Consider the following 15742-nt stretch of genomic DNA (forward strand, 5'->3'; position numbering starts at 1 on the left):
CTCCGTCCCGCTAACGCGAATGGAAACAAACAGAATGCTATCGCTGCATAGTTGAACAGTGATGTTCAGCAGTGTTCAGCGTAAATGTATCAGAACAAGCTCTGCTCTGTAAACAAGCGTACACTCCAGGGGGCGGTGATGCCGTTGTAGAAGGCCAACCCCAGAACGGGCAGGCTGAGGAATCCATAGGCAATCTGGGCCAAAGGGATCCCGAGGGCATCGGGGATAAGGCTGTTGTCTCCCAGAGGGGCGATGAGCAACAGCTTCTGCCAATGGTGGGGTTGTAGACGGGCCGAGCGCAGCGCAAACCCTGCCGAGAGGGAATTGGCAATGACGTGACACGGTCGCCCGATCACCTGCTGGACAAAATCCCCGATCATCTCGGCGTAGAGACTGCCGGTGTACTCCAAATCTGGACGTTCTGAGTTGCCCCATCCCAACAAATCCAGAGCATAGACTTGATAGTGCTGCCCCAGCTCCGCCATAATGGCACGAAACTCATAGCTGGAGGAGCCTGCCCCAATGCCGTGCACCAGCAACAACGGCTGGCCGGATCCCATGACCTTGTAAAACAGGCGATGACCCCGCCAGAAGTGGTGCCTTTCCTCTCCCGGCAACAGGCTCTGCAGAGGCTGAGTTTGGGAAGAGATCCAAGCGTTGAGAACGGCTAGAGCACCCAAGCCGCCGACTGTAGCCCAGAGGCTGGTCTTGAGAACTTGGCTCAGCTCCTTCATGCTCAGCAGCCCGGCTGGGGAACTTACTTTTTCTTAAGGCGGTAGGTGATGCGCCCTTTGTTGAGGTCATAGGGGCTCAGCTCCACCTTAACCCGGTCGCCAGGCAAGATCTTGATGTAGTTGCGGCGAATTTTGCCGGAGATATGAGCGAGCACGTTGAAGCCGTTGTCCAGATCCACTCGGAACATGGCGTTGGGCAGGGATTCCGTAACAACCCCCTCCATTTCAATGGCATCTTCCTTAGACAATGAGCCCTCCCAAAAACGACATAACAAATAACAGAACAATCCACAGCCGCGACGACACGCGCTGTTAAGAAATGAAAATATACTCCATCTCTTCTATCCTAACCGTTGCAGTCCTTCATCAGGGGATCCCTTAGGACTGAAAAGGCGTGCGATCGGTCAAAATTTCTGCTCCAGACTCGGTAACCAAGACCGTGTGCTCAAACTGAGCTGACCAAGAGCCATCTACTGTGACCACCGTCCATTGGTCTGGCAACACTCGGGTTGCCTCTCCCCCCGCATTCACCATCGGCTCAATGGCCACTGTCATGCCGGAGCGCAGCTTGGGATTGGGCAGATCGCGGGTGCGATAGTTGGGAAACTGCGGCTCCTCGTGCAGGTTGCGCCCCACCCCGTGACCAACATACTGCTTCACCACAGAATAGCCCCGCCCCTCGATGTAATCTTCAATGGCACCCGAGACATCCTGAAGCCAAACGCCGTGGCGCACACAGTCGATGCCCGTCTGCAGGGCTTTGGCCGCTGTATCGATCAGATCCCGGGCTGCGTCGCTCAGGGGTTCCAGGCCGATGGTGATACAGGAGTCCGCATGCCAGCCCTCGACGATGGCACCAAAATCCACTTTGACCACATCTCCCGGCTGCACCACTTTACGGGGACTGGGGATCCCGTGCACCACCTCATGGTTGACACTGACACAAACGCAGGCGGGAAAGCCGTAGTAGCCCTTGAAACTGGGCAAAGCATTGAGTTGGGCCACCCGTCTCTCAGCATAGGCATCGATATCTGCCGTAGTCCAGCCCGGCTCTAGGCGCTCCGCGATCTCCTGCAATACTTGGGCCACCACCCGACCGGCCCGCCGCATTTTCTCCACTTCGCGGCGAGATTTGATCTCAATAAGCTGCATGCCCCGCCGCTGGGAGGGATTTCCAGCTCCTGCTCTGATCACGCCGTCCTCCTGAAGCCTTCCAAAAGAGCCTGCAGATGTTCCTGTACGGATTCCATCGGCTGGTTGCCGTTGACCCGTTGCAAGCGCCCCTTGGCCTCATAAAAATCAATTAGGGGAGCCGTCTGCTGCCGATAGACCTCCAGACGCTTGAGAATCACCGACCGATCCGCATCATCGCTGCGCCCCTGTTCCTTGCCCCGGGCCAGCAGCCGGGCCACCACCACCTCATCCGGCACCTCCAAGTTGAGGACGTAGTCATAATCTTGGCCCAGCTCTTGCAGCAGCTCTTCCAAGGCCTCTGCCTGGGCTAAGGTGCGAGGAAATCCATCTAGGATCCAGCCCTGCTCCGGAGACTGCTGCAACTGCCCCTTGACCATCCCGATCAGCACCTCGTCGGGCACCAGCTCTCCCGCATCCATGTAAACCTTGGCCTGGCACCCCAGGGGCGTTTGGGCTTTCACCTCGGCCCGCAACAGATCGCCTGTGGAAATTTTGGGCGTGTGGTAAATGGCCGCCAGCCGCTCCGCCTGTGTACCTTTGCCCGCCCCCGGCGGCCCCAGAAAGATCAACCTCGGCACTACTGTTTGACCATCCCTTCGTAGCGTTGTGAGATGACATAAGTCTGGATCTGCTTGGAGGTCTCAATCGCCACCCCCACCAAAATCAGCAGCGAGGTCGCCCCCAAGCCTTGGAAAGTGGTGATGCCGGTTGCCCGTTCCACCGTCGTCGGGATGATGGCCACCGCGCACAGGAACAAAGCCCCCAGCAGCGTCAGGCGGTTGAGGATCCCTTCGACATACTCGGCAGTGGCCTTGCCCGGGCGTACCCCTGGAATGCTGGCCCCCATCTTCTTCAAGTTTTGAGCCAGATCCACCGGGTTGATGAGCAAAGAGGCGTAGAAGTAGCTGAAGAAGAGGATCAGCACGAAATAAAAAGGAATGTAGAACCAGGAGGTGGGGGATAGGAAGTTGGCCACCTGCACCAAAGTCAGGTTTTGGGTGTACTGGGCCAGGGCCAGAGGCAGGGACATCACCGAGTAGGCAAAGATGATCGGCATCACCCCCCCCTGGTTCAGCCTCAGGGGCAGATAGCTTTTCTGCTCGCGGAACAGCTTGTTGCCCACCTGGCGCTTGGCGTAGACGATAGGGATCTTGCGGCTGCCTTCTTGGACAAAGACAATGCCGACAATGGTGACCAAAAAGATTGCCAGCAACAGCAAGATGCCACCGATGGTGCTGCTATCGGCACGGGCCAGGCTAATAGTCTGTCCGAGGGCACGGGGCAGAGTGGCAACAATGTTGACGAAGATCAAGAGCGAAGGGCCACTTCCCACCCCCTTCTCCGTGATCATCTCTCCCAGCCACATCACAAACAGGGATCCCGCCGCCAGAGCCAAGGTGGTGGAGGCCATGAAGGCCAACTCATTGGTGGTACTGGCAAACTCCCGCACCCAAAAGGAAATGCCAATGCCCTGGATAATGGCCCAGCCCAAGGTGACATAGCGGGTGTATTGAGAAATCTGCCGCCGCCCCTGTTCTCCCTCGTTTTTCTGCAGGTTCTCCAAGGCTGGAATGGCCGAGACCAGCAACTGCATGATAATTGAGGCATTGATGAAGGGCAGGATCCCAAGGGCGAAAATTCCCAAAGCAGAAATCCCCCCGCCGGAGAAGACATCCAGCAAGCCAAACACAGGGCTGTTGGCAGCTTCGGCAGCAAAGCGGGCCCGATCGATACTGGGAATGGGGATGTAAATGCCCAGTCTGACCAACAGCAGCAAGCCCAAGGTGAGAAGCAGACGGCTGCGCAGGCCAGAGGCCATAGCCATCTGCATAAAGGTCTCTTGGGCAGAGGGGGCGGAACCTCGTGTGTCAACCATAGGGAAGAGAATCTCGCGGGAGCAAAGGGCAAGGTTAGCTATCTACCACTCTACGCTGCTGGTGGAGCAGTCGGCAAAATCAAAGCAAAATCAAAAAAGTGCAACTCAGCGCCACCCGGCAGAAGCCGGCCAGAGCAACGGGAAGGGGCGGTCTAGGATCCCAAGATTTCCACCCGACCTCCGGCTGCCTCGATCTTGGCTTTGGCTGAAGCGGTAATAGCCGCCGCCCTGATCGTCAGGGGCACGCTGACTTCCCCATCCCCCAAGATCTTCAGCGGGCCATCGTTGGTGGTGACGATCCCTCGTTCCATTAAGCTTTGCAGGCTGACCTCGCTGCCGGCAGGCAGATCCGCCAAGGCGCGCAGGTTGACCAGGGTGTATTCCAGACGCCGCGTGTAGCGGGGGAAATGCTTAAGCTTGGGCAAACGCCGGTAGAGGGGAGTCTGCCCCCCTTCAAAGCCGGGTCGTGTACCACCCCCCTTGCGGGCCTTTTGCCCCCGCATCCCCTTGCCACAGGAGGCCCCCTGCCCGGCAGAAACGCCACGACCTAGCCGCCGCCGCCGCCGCGTCGAACCTGCTTGAGGCCGAATGTCTTCCAGTCGCATGTCTACCTCTAGCTCACTTGCTCAATATCACCTGTCCATCACTTGCCCAATAGGCGGCGCACATCGATGTCTCGGTCTTGGGCCACCTGCTTGAAGGTACGCATCCGCCGCAGCGCATCGATGGTGGCACGGGCATTGTTAAGGGGGTTGCTGGATCCCAGTTGCTTGGCCAAGCTGTTGCGTACACCCGCCAGCTCCAGAACGGTGCGGACTGCCCCCCCTGCGATGACGCCTGTGCCGGGAGCTGCTGGCATGACCAAGACGGTGGCACCGCCGCCTGCCCCCTGCATGGGATGGGGTACGGACAAACCTTTGGTGAGGGGCACCTCAATCAGGTGCTTTTTACCGTCCACAACTCCCTTGCGTACTGCTCCGATCACATCGTTGGCTTTGCCTACGCCAACCCCGACTTGGCCCCGCTCGTTGCCGACCACCACCACAGCGCGGAAGCTCAACTTCTTGCCGCCCTTGACCACCTTGGTGACGCGCCGAATCTGGATGACCCGCTCTTGCCACTCCGTGGGCTGCTCTTCGCGGCTTTTCTTGCTTCTGCGACGTTCCCTCTGCTCAGCCATGTGCTATGTCCTCAGTAGCTAGAACTGTAACCCTGCTTCTCGGGCAGCTTCTGCCAAAGCCTGAACGCGCCCGTGATAGAGCTTGCCCCCCCGATCGAAAACCACGCGGGAAATGCCCATCTGTAAGGCTCGTTCGGCAACTGAGCGGCCCACCAAGGCAGCCGCTTCTTGAGTAGCCGTCCCGGTTTCTTTGAATTTTTCGCGCAGCTCCCTGTCCAAGGTGGAGGCGGAGGTTAAGGTATGCTGGGCTACATCGTCGATCACCTGGGCGTAGATGTGTCGATGGGAGCGAAACACGGCCAGGCGAGGCCGCTCGGCAGTGCCAAAGACCTTGCGGCGAATGCGTCGATGACGACGTTGGGTGGTGATTTTGCGGCTGGTTTTCATAGGACTCCGTCCCGCTTTCGCAATGGGCTATTTACTTCTTCGCTTTCCCGGATTTACCCGCCTTGCGGCGAACTTGTTCCCCTAGATAACGGATCCCTTTCCCCTTGTAGGGCTCTGGGGGCCGGACGGCTCGGATACGGGCGGCAGTATTGCCCACCAGTTCTTTATCTGTGCCTGAGACAACAATGATGTTGTTTCCCTCAACGGCAATTTGGATGCCAGGGGGAAAGGGGATCTCCACAGGGTGACTGTAGCCGACGTTCAAAACCAACTTGCTGCCTTGGATGGCAGCCCGGTAGCCCACGCCCACCAATTCCAGCCGCCGCTCAAATCCCTTGGACACTCCGTCTACCATGTTGGCGACCAAGGTGCGGCAGAGGCCGTGCAGTTGGCGGGCAGGCCGAGAATCGTTGAGACGGCTGACCGTGAGCATCTGAGCGTTTTGCTGGACTGTGATCAAGGGCGGCAAACTGCGGGACAGTTGACCTTTCGGGCCTTTCACTGCAATGTGTTGGCCGTCGATCTGGATCTCCACCTTGGCAGGAAGGGCGATGGGGCGTCTACCGATACGGGACATGGGAAAAACTCCTGACCAGAGAAAACTTAAGGTCTAGTAGACAAGACAGAGGACTTCACCACCAATGCCCTGCTTACGAGCCTCCCGGTCGGTCATGATGCCGTTGGAGGTGGAGATGATGGCGATCCCAATTCCTCCCAGCACTCGGGGCAGCTCTTTGTGGTTGCGGTAAACCCGCAGGCCGGGTCGGCTCACCCGCTTTAGACCATTGATGATGGGCCTGCAGTTGCGGCCTTTGCCCTTGTACTTCAATCGCAACACCACCCGGGCTTGGATCCCTTCTCCCTCCTCCTTCCATTCGCTGACGAACCCTTCCTCATGAAGAACGCGAGCGATGCTGCGGGTCATGCGGGTGGCCGGAACTGCCACCGACTCGTGCCGAGCCATGGTGGCATTGCGAATGCGGGTGAGCATATCGGCGATCGTGTCGTTGGTGTGGGCCATCAGTGCTCCTCGGAAGATCAATCAAGGAAACTCAGGGTGGGCAAAGCTAAGAGGCAAAGGGCATGCCAAAGGCTTTGAGCAGGGCACGGCCCTCTTCATCGGTTTTAGCAGTGGTCACAATGGAGATATCCATACCTCGCAACTGATCTACAGAGTCATAGTTGATTTCGGGAAAAATCAGTTGTTCGCGGATGCCGAGGGTGTAGTTGCCTCGTCCATCAAAGGCCTTGGGGCTGACACCGCGGAAGTCACGGATACGGGGCAGAGCAATGTTGATCAGGCGATCCAAAAACGCATACATGCGCTCCCGCCGTAGGGTTACCATCAGGCCAACCGGCATGCCCTTGCGAATCTTGAAGCTGGCAATTGCCTTTTTGGCGCGGGTGATCACCGGACGCTGACCGGTGATGGCGCTGATCTCGGCAATGGAGGATTCCAGAGCCTTGGCATTTTGGGAAGCTTCCCCCAAGCCGCGGTTGATCACGATCTTCTCCAGGCGGGGCACCTGGTGGATGTTGGTGTAGCCCAACTCCTTTTGCAGCTTGGGGACGATGACGGTGTTGTAGAGGATTTGCAGACGTTGGGGCATGGTGGCTTCTCCTTGCGGCTCTGGGCTGGGTCAGAGCCAAACCAATGATGGAAAAAAGAATGTAATGCCTAGTCGAGAATCTCACCCGTTTTCTTAAGGACGCGAACCTTGCGACCATCGGCGGTGATTTGATAGCCGATACGGCTGGCCACCTCCTGCTTCTTGGAATAGGCCATCACTTTGCAGACGGGAATGGGAGCTTCCTTGGTCTCAATTCGGCCACTTTCCCCTTCTCGCTGGGGTTTACGGTGGTAGGTAACAATGTTAACCCCTTCCACCAAAACCATGTTGCGCTCGGGAAAAACGCGCAGCACCTCGCCGATTTTGCCCTTATCATCGCCAGAGATCACCTGCACGGTATCCCCTTGCTTGATACGCATTTTGTAGCGCAGGCTGTTGCGGTGCTTGCGAATGCCGGGGCGCCGAACTAGGCGCTGAATTTGGCTGGGTTTGAGGGGGCGAACCATCAGAGTACCTCCGGGGCCAGGGAGATGATCTTGGTGAAGTTTTTCTCCCGCAGCTCGCGGGCTACAGGGCCGAAAACACGAGTTCCACGGGGGTTGCCGTCGTTGTTGATGATCACGGCGGCGTTGTCGTCGAAGCGGATGCACATGCCGTCAGGGCGACGTACCGTATCGACGGTGCGGATAACAACGGCCTTGACAACATCGGATTTTTTGACGGGCATGTTGGGCAGGGCATCCTTGACGACACCAATGATCACATCGCCCAAGCTGGCGTAGCGACGGCCACTGCTGCCCAGCACGCGAATGCACATCATCTTGCGAGCACCGGTGTTGTCGGCCACCGTCAGCATAGTTTGCTGCTGAATCATAGTTTCTTCACCTCCCTCAGGATTTCGGCAACTTGCCAACGCTTGGTGCGGCTAAGGGGACGGGTTTCCGTGATGCGCACCAGATCCCCTTCTTGACAGCGGTTTTCCTCGTCGTGGGCCTTAAACTTCTTGGTCTTGACGACGATCTTGCCGTACTTCGGGTGAGCAACTCGATTTTCCACAGCAACAACCACCGTTTTTTGCATCTTGTTGCTGACAACAATGCCAATCTTCTCCCGAACAGCCATTACTCCTCCTTGGTTGGGCGTTTGCCCCGCTTACGCTCTCCCTCCACAGTTAGTAGTTGCGCCAGCTTGTGTTTGCGCAGCCGGATGAGATGGGGCTGGTTCAACTGCCGCGTGGCCTGCTGCAAACGCAGCTCAAACAGCTCTTTCTTGACGGCGTAGATTTCGTTGCTCAGCTCTTCGTCCGATAAAGCACGGGCATCAGCAATTTTGGGCATGGGCATGGCTGAACTCTCCTCATACACTGCTGGTGGCCACCTCTGAAGCCGTTGCCTGGGCGGGCTCTGGCTTTTCAAAGTCGGCTTTGGTTACAAACTTGACCTTAATGGGCAGCTTCTGGGCGGCAAGGCGCATGGCTTCTCGGGCGATGGGCTCTGCCACTCCCCCCATTTCGAAGAGGATACGGCCCGGCTTGACGACACAAACCCAGTACTCAGGGTTGCCTTTGCCGGATCCCATGCGGGTTTCCGCGGCTCGCTGAGTAACGGGCTTGTCGGGAAAGATGCGGATCCAGATTTGGCCGCCCCGCCGGACGTAGCGGGTCATGGCTCGACGGCTGGCCTCGATCTGTCGAGCTGTAATCCAGGCGGGTTCTAGGGCCACAAGGCCGTATTCCCCAAAGTTGATGCGGTTGCCACGGGTCGCTTTGCCTTTCATGCGCCCGCGCTGTTGCTTGCGGTACTTGGTGCGTTTGGGGCTTAACATGGCCGTTCCTTAAGTCAACTGCGATAGGGATCCCTGGACGTTCCGGTGTTGGCCCTCAGGCCTCCTGAGCCGAGCGATCTTCAAAGGTGGGCCGCCGCCGCTGCTGCCGACGTTTGGGCTGTTGCAGGGGAAACTTCTGTTCGTGGCGTTCCTGCCCAGGCAGAACTTCCCCTTTGAAGACCCAGACCTTGACCCCGATGATGCCGAAAGTGGTGTGGGCGAGGTGCTCGGCGTAGTCGATGTCGGCCCGCAAAGTATGCAAAGGGATCCGCCCCTCCCGCGTCCATTCGGTGCGGGCAATCTCGGCCCCGTTCAGACGCCCGGCAATTTGGATTTTGATCCCTTGTACGCCTGCCCGCTGGGCCCGTTGGATTACCTGGCGCACGATGCGGCGAAAAGCAATCCGCCGTTCCAACTGTTGGGCAATGTTTTCCGCCAACAAGGTCGCCTCGGCATCGGCACGGGTGACCTCTACTACATTGATGCGAATGGTTCGCTCGCCACCACCTCGTGAACCAGGGCTTTGTCCCGCTAGCGCGGACAGCTCTTTCTGTAGACCTTGGCGCAAAGTCTCTAGGCCAGATCCGCCCCGACCCACAACTACCCCAGGGCGAGCAGCCCGGATCTCCAGGTCAATTTGATCCGCTTTGCGCTCGATTTGGATATCGGCCAAACCAGCACTGCTCAGTTGCTTGGTCAGGTAGGTGCGAATCTGGTCGTCCTCCTGTAACAAGGCTGGGTAGCGGGCTGGATCGGCAAACCAGCGGCTGCGATGCTCCTTAATCACGCCGAGGCGGAAACCGGTGGGGTGGATCTTCTGTCCCATGGTGGTGTCGGTTGAAGGGTAAAGGGCTAGAAATACAGGAGGTTAAGAGGCCGTCGCCGCTTCAGCTTCCTCTATGGGCCGGACGGCGATGGTGATGTGACAGGTGCGCTTGCGAATGGGGTAGGCCCGCCCTTGGGCGCGGGGGCGAAACCGTTTCAGCACAGGACCCTGATCGGCGTAGGCTTGGCTGATCACCAGATCCCGGGGATCCAAGCCGTTGTTGTGCTCTGCGTTGGCCACCGCCGAGCGCAGCACCTTACGAACCGGCTCACAGGCAGCGTAGGGCATGAACTCCAAAAGAATCAGGGCATCGGCATAGGTGCGCCCACGGATCTGATCCAACACCCGCCGCACTTTAAAGGGGGACATGCGGATATAGCGGGCTACCGCTTTAACCTCAGGGGATGAATCGGCCATGGCCCTCTCCTTGCCTACTCGATACTTTCCTGTTCGTTATTCCTCTCAACGGCGAGCGGCTTTTTTGTCGCTCCCCGCGTGACCGCGGAAGGTACGGGTGGGAACGAATTCCCCCAGCTTGTGACCCACCATCTGATCGGTGATGTAGATGGGCACGTGTTGCTTGCCGTTGTGAACGGCGATGGTGTGGCCGATCATGACCGGCAAGATGGTGCTGGCCCGCGACCAGGTCTTGATCATGTGCTTCTCGTTGCGCTCGTTCATCTTCTCCACCTTGAGAAGCAGCTTGGCATCCACAAAGGGGCCTTTTTTCAGCGAACGTCCCATAAGAACCTCAACTGTTTGACAAGCAATGATCATCGAAGAAGCTTCAGGAAGCGCATGGCCAGACGGCTATTGGGCAGCCCTTCCGCCCTTGTCTCGACGGCCCCCGCGACGACGACCGCGCACGATGAATTTGTTGCTGGGCTTGTTGCGTTTGCGGGTCTTGTACCCCAGGGTGGGCTTGCCCCAAGGGGTGACAGGGGTACTGCGGCCTATGGGGGCTCGCCCTTCCCCGCCACCATGGGGATGATCCACAGGGTTCATCACCGAGCCACGCACCTTAGGACGGCGCCCCAACCAACGACTGCGGCCCGCCTTGCCCAGGCTGATGTTGTTGTGGTCAACATTGCCCAGTTGGCCGATGGTGGCGTAGCACTCGCCGCGGATCATGCGAACCTCACCAGAGGGCAGCTTGAGGGAGACATATTTGCCTTCTCTGGCCACCACTTGAGCGCCAGCCCCGGCAGCGCGAACCATCTGTCCGCCGCGACCGGGATACAGCTCCACGTTGTGAACCACCGTTCCCAAGGGGATCCGCTCCAGGGGCATGGCATTGCCGATCTCAAAGGGGGCCTCTGGCCCAGCCATGATGGTGGATCCCACCTCTAGGTTGCGGGGAGCGAGGATGTAGCGTTTCTCGCCGTCTTCGTATTCCACCAAGCAGATGTGGGCGCTACGGTTGGGATCGTACTCGACGGTTTTGACGGTCCCCGGGATCCCGCGCTTGTCGCGACGGAAGTCGATGATGCGGTAAAGCCGCTTGTGGCCACCACCGCGGTGCCGGCAGGTGATGACGCCACGGTTGTTGCGCCCTTTCTTGCGGTGAATAAATTGCAGCAGCGACTTTTCCGGTCTGGGCCGCTTGCCGTTCTCGTCACGGGACAGCTCCTCGAAGTCAGAGACCGTCATGTGACGGGTGCTGGGGGTGTAGGGTCGGAGAGTACGAATGCCCATGGCTCAGGTAGGGGTGGGGGACGGGACAACAACAGCTCAAAAGGGGCGTTCAGGTGTCCGGGAAGAGGGTGATGGAATCTCCCTCCGCCAAGGTCACGATGGCTCGCTTGGGACGGGTGCGGTAGCCCACAAAGCGGCCCACCCGCCGTTGCTTGCGCGGGAGCTTCAGGGTGTTGACGGAAGTAACTCGCACGCGGAACATTTCTTCGACGGCAGCTCGGATGAGCGGCTTGGTGGCGGTGGGCAGCACTTCAAAGACATATTTGCGCTGCTCCATCAAGGCGGTTGCCTTTTCGGTGATGACGGGGCGCAACAGGACGTCGGCCAGGATCCGCTTGCTCTCAGTCATCGCTTTCCTCCTCTGCTGGGGCTGCTTCGGCCTCTTCTGCAGTTGGCGGCTCTACTCCTTGAGCCAGTTCTTCTGCTTGATCTTGGGGCTCTTCGGTTTGCTCTTCTGGCCCCTGCTGATCTGCTGGACGTCCTTGAAGGTCAGCTTGGTCTTCCTGCCCTTCTTCCTCGTGTTCGCTTTCTGAAGCAGCCTGATCCTCTAACCGATCTCCAGGCAGGGCCTGATCTTCGGCTATGTCGGCCTGAGGTGCATCCTCAGAGGGAGTCTCCAGAACTGCCGGCGCAGCGTCGGATCCCCAACGGGCCTTGAGCTGCTCTAGGGCAGAAACGGTGATCAGCACCCAATCGACGTTGAGCAGATCGAAAACGTTGATCTGATCCAGGCCGATCAGCTTAACGCGGGCGATGTTGCGCACGGCCCGCTCCACGGCTTCCGAGCGTTCGGCAACGATGAGCAGAGCCGATTGATCTTCCATCACCCCCCAGCGCAGCAAAGCCTGGGCCACAGCACGGGTTTTGGGCGGGTTGAGCTGCTCCTGGAAATCCTCCACGACGATCAGGTCTTCCACCCGACTTTGCAGAGCGGTGCGCAGGGCCAGTTGCCGTTCTTTGCGGTTCATGGCCAGGTTGTATTCCCGCTTGCGGGGGCCGAAGATCACCCCCCCTTTGCGCCAAAGTGGGGAGCGGATGGAGCCGGCACGAGCCCGACCGGTGCCTTTCTGCTTCCAAGGCTTGCGACCGCCGCCGCGCACCTCAGCTCGGGTCTTGGTGTGGGCGTTGCCCTGACGAGCATTGGTCATCTGCCGGCGAAGTGCCAGATAGAGAATGTGGGCGGCTGTTTCGGGACGAGCAACTTTGAGGCTCAGCTCCGCGCTGCCCACCGTTTCCCCTTGCCAATTTTTCACCACACAACTTGCCATGGTTCCCTCGTCTTTGCGGATGCGGGTCAGCCTTTGCCAGGGATCCCTCCTTAGCGCTTGTTGCCCACCTGCTTGGCAGGGGTGATCTCCAGCAGCCCTCCTTCTACCCCGGGCACGCAACCCTTGATCACCAGCAGATCCCGCTCTGGATCCACCTGCACCAACTGCAATTTGCGGGTGGTGACTCGGCCACCTCCCAACCGCCCCGCCATGCGCATCCCCGGAAACACGCGGCCTGGGGTTGTACCGGCGCCAATGGAGCCCGGTCGGCGGTGGTTTTTGGAGCCGTGGGACATGGGGCCACGACCAAAGTGGTGGCGCTTTTGATAGCCGGCAAACCCTCGCCCGATGGAGGTACCGGCCACATCCACCAATTGGCCAGGGGAGAACATCTCGACGGTAATTTTCTGCCCCAACTGGTAGGCTTCTGGCTGGTCAACCCGGAACTCCCGCAGGTGGCGCAGCAGCTCTGTCACCCCCGCTTTGGTGAGGTGGCCCCGCTGCGCCCGCGTGAGATGCTTTTCGGCAGTGGGCAAGTAGCCCAACTGAATGGCGTTGTAGCCATCTGTGGCTTGGGTTTTGATCTGGGTCACGGTGCAAGGCCCCGCCTGCACGACAGTGACCGGAATGGCCAGCCCTTCTGGAGAGAAGATCTGGGTCATGCCGACTTTTCTTCCGAGGATGCCAAGTGCCACAAGAACCTCCAATCGAGCCTGCACGACTCGTTTTCATCAACTGAGAGCCAGCTCACTCCGACAATCGGCTAGCCGTTCGCGAAGCGGGCTGTAGGCCAATGGCTCAGTTAGCCGGATGGATAGGCATACAGCAATAGCGTGGCAGCAGGAAGCTCAAGACAAAGCTGAGTCTGCCGGCTGAGGCGAAAGAGCAAGGTAGGGATCCCCCGAGGCCAAGTTCAGCGCCGGCAACGCTGAGCCTTTTGCTTAGTTCACCCCCAAAGCTGCACGCCAAACTGCTTTTTTTGAGAGCTGCTCAGACTTACCTGCTAAAGAGGCAGTATCTGGGGTAGCAGCGCGCTGGGTCGCCAAAGCGGATGGACTCAGTTGGCAACGAAAAGCAATCATAATGAAGCGAAGGCCCGTTTGTCCAGACTTTTGCCGAGAAAATGGGTTGGTTGGGGAGGCCAGCAATGGCGAGAGCAGCTCAGGCGGAAGAAAAGAGCCATTGGCGGGGGAAGCCATCTCCCTTCAAAAGTGTAATGGGCTGGGCAGGCAGTGGGCTGACCCAGGCTTGTGTAGATCACTATCGAAGTTTGTTGCAGGCAGGAGCCGATCCGGGCCGGGTCTTATTTTTGGTGCGGAGTCAACGGCAAGCGGATGAGGTGTTGCGGCGCTTGCAGCAGTCCAGTTCGGGCTTGGTGGGGCCGTGGCGGATCGAGACGTTCTTGCAGCGGGTTGGGCGCTCTCTGGCCGATCATTGGCCGCAGGTGTGTGCCCGCCTTCCTCAGTTGCCTCCTCAGTTTGAGCCGATCCCCTTGGCCAAAGATCTCACTCAATTTCTCTGCGAACGAGCCTGCGCTTTGTGCCCTCGGCATGGGGAAGCCTTTGCCGGGGTCGGGCTCAAGGAGTTCCAGATCTGGGATCAGATCAGCAGTGCTGCTTATATTGCGGGGGCTTCGGGTTTGTCGGCAGAAGTGGTGGGATCCCGGCTGGCCCGGGCTTGGCCGGAAGAGGCGGATCCACGGCGGGCAGAGGCCTTACAGGCAATGGGCTGCTGTGTGGGGCGGCTGTGGGAGGCAGCGCTTCGGTTGGGATCCCTGGATTTTGGCCTGCAAATTCGGCTGTTTGGCGAGCACATCCTGCCGCTGGCGGAGTTTTGGCAAGAGTGGGATCACCTGATTGTGGATCAGGCGGAAGACAGTTGTGCCGTGGCGCTGGAGTTTTACCGGCAGGGGCAAGCCCATTTGCAAAGCCAATTTTTCAGCTACACCCTCGGCGGCGGGGTCTCTTTGACCGGGATCCCAGAGGCAGTAGCTGACTTCTTGATGGCAAAAACGCAGGTTCGGTTTCTGGAGGGGAGCCATCGCGCTTCAGCAGGCATGATCCGCTTAGGGGTGCAGATTGCGCGGGTGTTGGATCCCCAGTTTTCTCATCCGCTGCCCGAGCCGCAGGGGGGAGGACTGCCGCTGGTGCAAACCCTGGAGGAAGAGACCCAGTTTGCGGCAGTGGAGGTGATGGTTGCTCAAATTCGCCGGCTTTTGGGGGCCGGGATCCCGGCCCATCGCATTGCTGTTTTGCTGCCCCGTATGGATGTGGGGGTGAGCCTGAGCTTGCAGGAGCAGTTGTCGGAAGTGCCGGTTTTGTCGATTGCCCCCTTCCCGGCGTTGATCCGCTATCCCTTGGTGCGGGCGGTGCTGACGGCAGCAGAATTGGCCCATCCCGAGTGGGGTGCTTTTCCCACTTTGCCGGCTTGGCGGCTGATGTTGAGCTGGGTGCTGGGGCTGGATCCCATCCGGGCAGCTCTGTTGGCCGAAGATACCTGGGATCCGGTGGGGCGTTCTCTGCGTCCCCGAACGGCAGTACGGCAGCCGGAGCGGGTGGGGTTTGCCAACCTGGAGCGCTACCAGCGACTGTTCGATTGGCTGCGCGGCTATCATCCCGGCCCTTCATTGGCCGCTTTCTTCCAGCAGTTTTTTGCCGATCACTTGGCCTCGGTGATTGCTTCCCCTCAGGATCAAGAGCTGCTGCGCGTATTGATGGAAGCGGCACAACGGTTTCGTCAGGCCTTCCCCGCCGAAGGGGATCCCGCCTTTTTGGCCATGATCCGCTCGGGACAGACCCCCAGCAGCAGCCGCTTCGAGCCCGACTATTCCCGTTACTTGGTAGTTGCAACTCCGGGGGCTTACATCACTCGGGGTTTGGAGGCGGATTACCAATTTTGGTTTGATATCACCAACCCCAGCTGGTCCCGCTCCCTCTGGCATGTGCTCTACAACAGCCGTGTGCTGACGCCGGAATGGGACGGGGAGGTTTTCGATGCGGCGCGGGATTTACAGGCGCGTCAACAGATTTTGGCCCGCACGCTGCTGAACCTCTGTTGCCGCACTCAGAAGGGGCTGTGGCTGGTGCGCTCCAATTTTAATTATCGCGGCGAGGAGAACACCAGTATTCTGGACTACCTGATTTTGAAGGGCCTGAAAGCCATGGCAGCCGTCGGCTGAGAGAGGCCC

Annotated in this window: 24 protein-coding genes; 1 reads left to right on the forward strand and 23 read right to left on the reverse strand. The window is 59.0% G+C overall.

Annotated elements, in window-relative coordinates:
* Positions 1-89: 89 nt before the first annotated feature.
* The 23 genes from ACVW0C_RS10770 to rplC all read right to left on the reverse strand — a co-directional run bounded on the left by ACVW0C_RS10770 (position 90) and on the right by rplC (position 13250).
* A complete protein-coding gene (locus ACVW0C_RS10770) occupies positions 90-734 on the reverse strand; it encodes an alpha/beta fold hydrolase (RefSeq protein ID WP_457385382.1) in 645 nt (214 codons plus the stop codon).
* Between the two features lie 23 nt (positions 735-757).
* On the reverse strand, positions 758-982 hold the full coding sequence (infA, locus tag ACVW0C_RS10775; RefSeq protein ID WP_011434173.1) for a translation initiation factor IF-1: 225 nt from the start codon (positions 980-982) through the stop codon (positions 758-760).
* A gap of 130 nt (positions 983-1112) precedes the next feature.
* The gene (map, locus tag ACVW0C_RS10780; RefSeq protein WP_011434172.1) at positions 1113-1886 is read right to left on the reverse strand and encodes a type I methionyl aminopeptidase; all 774 of its coding nucleotides are present in this window, start codon (positions 1884-1886) and stop codon (positions 1113-1115) included.
* Between the two features lie 38 nt (positions 1887-1924).
* Entirely contained in the window at positions 1925-2506 is a 582-nt protein-coding gene (locus tag ACVW0C_RS10785) for an adenylate kinase (protein WP_011434171.1), read from the reverse strand.
* Positions 2506-3804 carry a preprotein translocase subunit SecY gene (secY, locus tag ACVW0C_RS10790; protein ID WP_457385384.1) on the reverse strand — a complete coding sequence of 433 codons (1299 nt, stop codon included), beginning with the start codon at positions 3802-3804 and terminating at the stop codon, positions 2506-2508. The genes ACVW0C_RS10785 and secY overlap by 1 nt, the downstream gene beginning before the upstream one ends.
* Before the next feature lie 152 nt (positions 3805-3956).
* Positions 3957-4409: a 50S ribosomal protein L15 gene (rplO, locus tag ACVW0C_RS10795; RefSeq protein ID WP_414355942.1), complete on the reverse strand. Its 453-nt coding sequence runs from the start codon at positions 4407-4409 to the stop codon at positions 3957-3959.
* A 38-nt stretch (positions 4410-4447) separates the two neighbouring features.
* Positions 4448-4984: a 30S ribosomal protein S5 gene (gene rpsE / locus ACVW0C_RS10800; RefSeq protein ID WP_414344276.1), complete on the reverse strand. Its 537-nt coding sequence runs from the start codon at positions 4982-4984 to the stop codon at positions 4448-4450.
* 18 nt (positions 4985-5002) lie between these two features.
* A complete protein-coding gene (gene rplR, locus ACVW0C_RS10805; RefSeq protein WP_414380878.1) occupies positions 5003-5371 on the reverse strand; it encodes a 50S ribosomal protein L18 in 369 nt (122 codons plus the stop codon).
* A gap of 31 nt (positions 5372-5402) precedes the next feature.
* A complete protein-coding gene (gene rplF / locus ACVW0C_RS10810) occupies positions 5403-5948 on the reverse strand; it encodes a 50S ribosomal protein L6 (protein WP_011434166.1) in 546 nt (181 codons plus the stop codon).
* A gap of 33 nt (positions 5949-5981) precedes the next feature.
* Positions 5982-6392: a 30S ribosomal protein S8 gene (rpsH, locus tag ACVW0C_RS10815; RefSeq protein WP_011434165.1), complete on the reverse strand. Its 411-nt coding sequence runs from the start codon at positions 6390-6392 to the stop codon at positions 5982-5984.
* A 46-nt stretch (positions 6393-6438) separates the two neighbouring features.
* Complete coding sequence (gene rplE / locus ACVW0C_RS10820; RefSeq protein WP_414355946.1) at positions 6439-6981, reverse strand: 50S ribosomal protein L5; 543 nt, start codon at positions 6979-6981, stop codon at positions 6439-6441.
* A gap of 68 nt (positions 6982-7049) precedes the next feature.
* On the reverse strand, positions 7050-7448 hold the full coding sequence (rplX, locus tag ACVW0C_RS10825) for a 50S ribosomal protein L24 (protein WP_414389715.1): 399 nt from the start codon (positions 7446-7448) through the stop codon (positions 7050-7052).
* Positions 7448-7816, reverse strand: coding sequence for a 50S ribosomal protein L14 (gene rplN / locus ACVW0C_RS10830; RefSeq protein WP_011434162.1), 369 nt, complete (start codon positions 7814-7816; stop codon positions 7448-7450). The genes rplX and rplN overlap by 1 nt, the downstream gene beginning before the upstream one ends.
* A complete protein-coding gene (gene rpsQ, locus ACVW0C_RS10835) occupies positions 7813-8064 on the reverse strand; it encodes a 30S ribosomal protein S17 (protein ID WP_011434161.1) in 252 nt (83 codons plus the stop codon). The genes rplN and rpsQ overlap by 4 nt, the downstream gene beginning before the upstream one ends.
* Entirely contained in the window at positions 8064-8285 is a 222-nt protein-coding gene (rpmC, locus tag ACVW0C_RS10840) for a 50S ribosomal protein L29 (RefSeq protein WP_011434160.1), read from the reverse strand. The genes rpsQ and rpmC overlap by 1 nt, the downstream gene beginning before the upstream one ends.
* A gap of 13 nt (positions 8286-8298) precedes the next feature.
* Positions 8299-8766 (reverse strand): 50S ribosomal protein L16, encoded by a 468-nt coding sequence (gene rplP / locus ACVW0C_RS10845; RefSeq protein WP_011434159.1) that lies wholly within the window; start codon positions 8764-8766, stop codon positions 8299-8301.
* Positions 8767-8821: 55 nt separating this feature from the next.
* On the reverse strand, positions 8822-9592 hold the full coding sequence (gene rpsC, locus ACVW0C_RS10850) for a 30S ribosomal protein S3 (protein WP_457385386.1): 771 nt from the start codon (positions 9590-9592) through the stop codon (positions 8822-8824).
* A gap of 42 nt (positions 9593-9634) precedes the next feature.
* Positions 9635-10009, reverse strand: a complete 375-nt coding sequence (rplV, locus tag ACVW0C_RS10855) for a 50S ribosomal protein L22 (RefSeq protein WP_011434157.1) — start codon at positions 10007-10009, stop codon at positions 9635-9637.
* Positions 10010-10054: 45 nt separating this feature from the next.
* Positions 10055-10336, reverse strand: a complete 282-nt coding sequence (gene rpsS, locus ACVW0C_RS10860; RefSeq protein ID WP_414331934.1) for a 30S ribosomal protein S19 — start codon at positions 10334-10336, stop codon at positions 10055-10057.
* Positions 10337-10402: 66 nt separating this feature from the next.
* Positions 10403-11287, reverse strand: a complete 885-nt coding sequence (gene rplB, locus ACVW0C_RS10865) for a 50S ribosomal protein L2 (protein WP_414522659.1) — start codon at positions 11285-11287, stop codon at positions 10403-10405.
* 49 nt (positions 11288-11336) lie between these two features.
* Positions 11337-11636 carry a 50S ribosomal protein L23 gene (locus ACVW0C_RS10870; RefSeq protein WP_414330452.1) on the reverse strand — a complete coding sequence of 100 codons (300 nt, stop codon included), beginning with the start codon at positions 11634-11636 and terminating at the stop codon, positions 11337-11339.
* Complete coding sequence (rplD, locus tag ACVW0C_RS10875) at positions 11629-12555, reverse strand: 50S ribosomal protein L4 (RefSeq protein WP_457385388.1); 927 nt, start codon at positions 12553-12555, stop codon at positions 11629-11631. The genes ACVW0C_RS10870 and rplD overlap by 8 nt, the downstream gene beginning before the upstream one ends.
* A gap of 50 nt (positions 12556-12605) precedes the next feature.
* Positions 12606-13250, reverse strand: a complete 645-nt coding sequence (rplC, locus tag ACVW0C_RS10880; RefSeq protein ID WP_011434152.1) for a 50S ribosomal protein L3 — start codon at positions 13248-13250, stop codon at positions 12606-12608.
* 452 nt (positions 13251-13702) lie between these two features.
* On the opposite strand from rplC, the gene ACVW0C_RS10885 reads away from it, so the two are divergent.
* Complete coding sequence (locus ACVW0C_RS10885) at positions 13703-15733, forward strand: hypothetical protein (protein WP_457385390.1); 2031 nt, start codon at positions 13703-13705, stop codon at positions 15731-15733.
* The last annotated feature ends 9 nt before the right edge of the window (positions 15734-15742 follow it).

The sequence above is a fragment of the Thermostichus sp. OS-CIW-26 genome, from assembly GCF_054058395.1.

Bases quoted from the DNA above. Each gene is read 5' to 3' on its own strand.
- ACVW0C_RS10770 (WP_457385382.1), bottom strand. From the start codon at position 734: ATGAAGGAGCTGAGCCAAGTTCTCAAGACCAGCCTCTGGGCTACAGTC.
- map (WP_011434172.1), bottom strand. From the start codon at position 1,886: ATGCAGCTTATTGAGATCAAATCTCGCCGCGAAGTGGAGAAAATGCGG.
- secY (WP_457385384.1), bottom strand. From the start codon at position 3,804: ATGGTTGACACACGAGGTTCCGCCCCCTCTGCCCAAGAGACCTTTATG.
- rplO (WP_414355942.1), bottom strand. From the start codon at position 4,409: ATGCGACTGGAAGACATTCGGCCTCAAGCAGGTTCGACGCGGCGGCGG.
- rpsE (WP_414344276.1), bottom strand. From the start codon at position 4,984: ATGGCTGAGCAGAGGGAACGTCGCAGAAGCAAGAAAAGCCGCGAAGAG.
- rplR (WP_414380878.1), bottom strand. From the start codon at position 5,371: ATGAAAACCAGCCGCAAAATCACCACCCAACGTCGTCATCGACGCATT.
- rplF (WP_011434166.1), bottom strand. From the start codon at position 5,948: ATGTCCCGTATCGGTAGACGCCCCATCGCCCTTCCTGCCAAGGTGGAG.
- rpsH (WP_011434165.1), bottom strand. From the start codon at position 6,392: ATGGCCCACACCAACGACACGATCGCCGATATGCTCACCCGCATTCGC.
- rplE (WP_414355946.1), bottom strand. From the start codon at position 6,981: ATGCCCCAACGTCTGCAAATCCTCTACAACACCGTCATCGTCCCCAAG.
- rplX (WP_414389715.1), bottom strand. From the start codon at position 7,448: ATGGTTCGCCCCCTCAAACCCAGCCAAATTCAGCGCCTAGTTCGGCGC.
- rplN (WP_011434162.1), bottom strand. From the start codon at position 7,816: ATGATTCAGCAGCAAACTATGCTGACGGTGGCCGACAACACCGGTGCT.
- rpsQ (WP_011434161.1), bottom strand. From the start codon at position 8,064: ATGGCTGTTCGGGAGAAGATTGGCATTGTTGTCAGCAACAAGATGCAA.
- rpmC (WP_011434160.1), bottom strand. From the start codon at position 8,285: ATGCCCATGCCCAAAATTGCTGATGCCCGTGCTTTATCGGACGAAGAG.
- rplP (WP_011434159.1), bottom strand. From the start codon at position 8,766: ATGTTAAGCCCCAAACGCACCAAGTACCGCAAGCAACAGCGCGGGCGC.
- rpsC (WP_457385386.1), bottom strand. From the start codon at position 9,592: ATGGGACAGAAGATCCACCCCACCGGTTTCCGCCTCGGCGTGATTAAG.
- rplV (WP_011434157.1), bottom strand. From the start codon at position 10,009: ATGGCCGATTCATCCCCTGAGGTTAAAGCGGTAGCCCGCTATATCCGC.
- rpsS (WP_414331934.1), bottom strand. From the start codon at position 10,336: ATGGGACGTTCGCTGAAAAAAGGCCCCTTTGTGGATGCCAAGCTGCTT.
- rplB (WP_414522659.1), bottom strand. From the start codon at position 11,287: ATGGGCATTCGTACTCTCCGACCCTACACCCCCAGCACCCGTCACATG.
- ACVW0C_RS10870 (WP_414330452.1), bottom strand. From the start codon at position 11,636: ATGACTGAGAGCAAGCGGATCCTGGCCGACGTCCTGTTGCGCCCCGTC.
- rplD (WP_457385388.1), bottom strand. From the start codon at position 12,555: ATGGCAAGTTGTGTGGTGAAAAATTGGCAAGGGGAAACGGTGGGCAGC.
- ACVW0C_RS10885 (WP_457385390.1), top strand. From the start codon at position 13,703: ATGGCGAGAGCAGCTCAGGCGGAAGAAAAGAGCCATTGGCGGGGGAAG.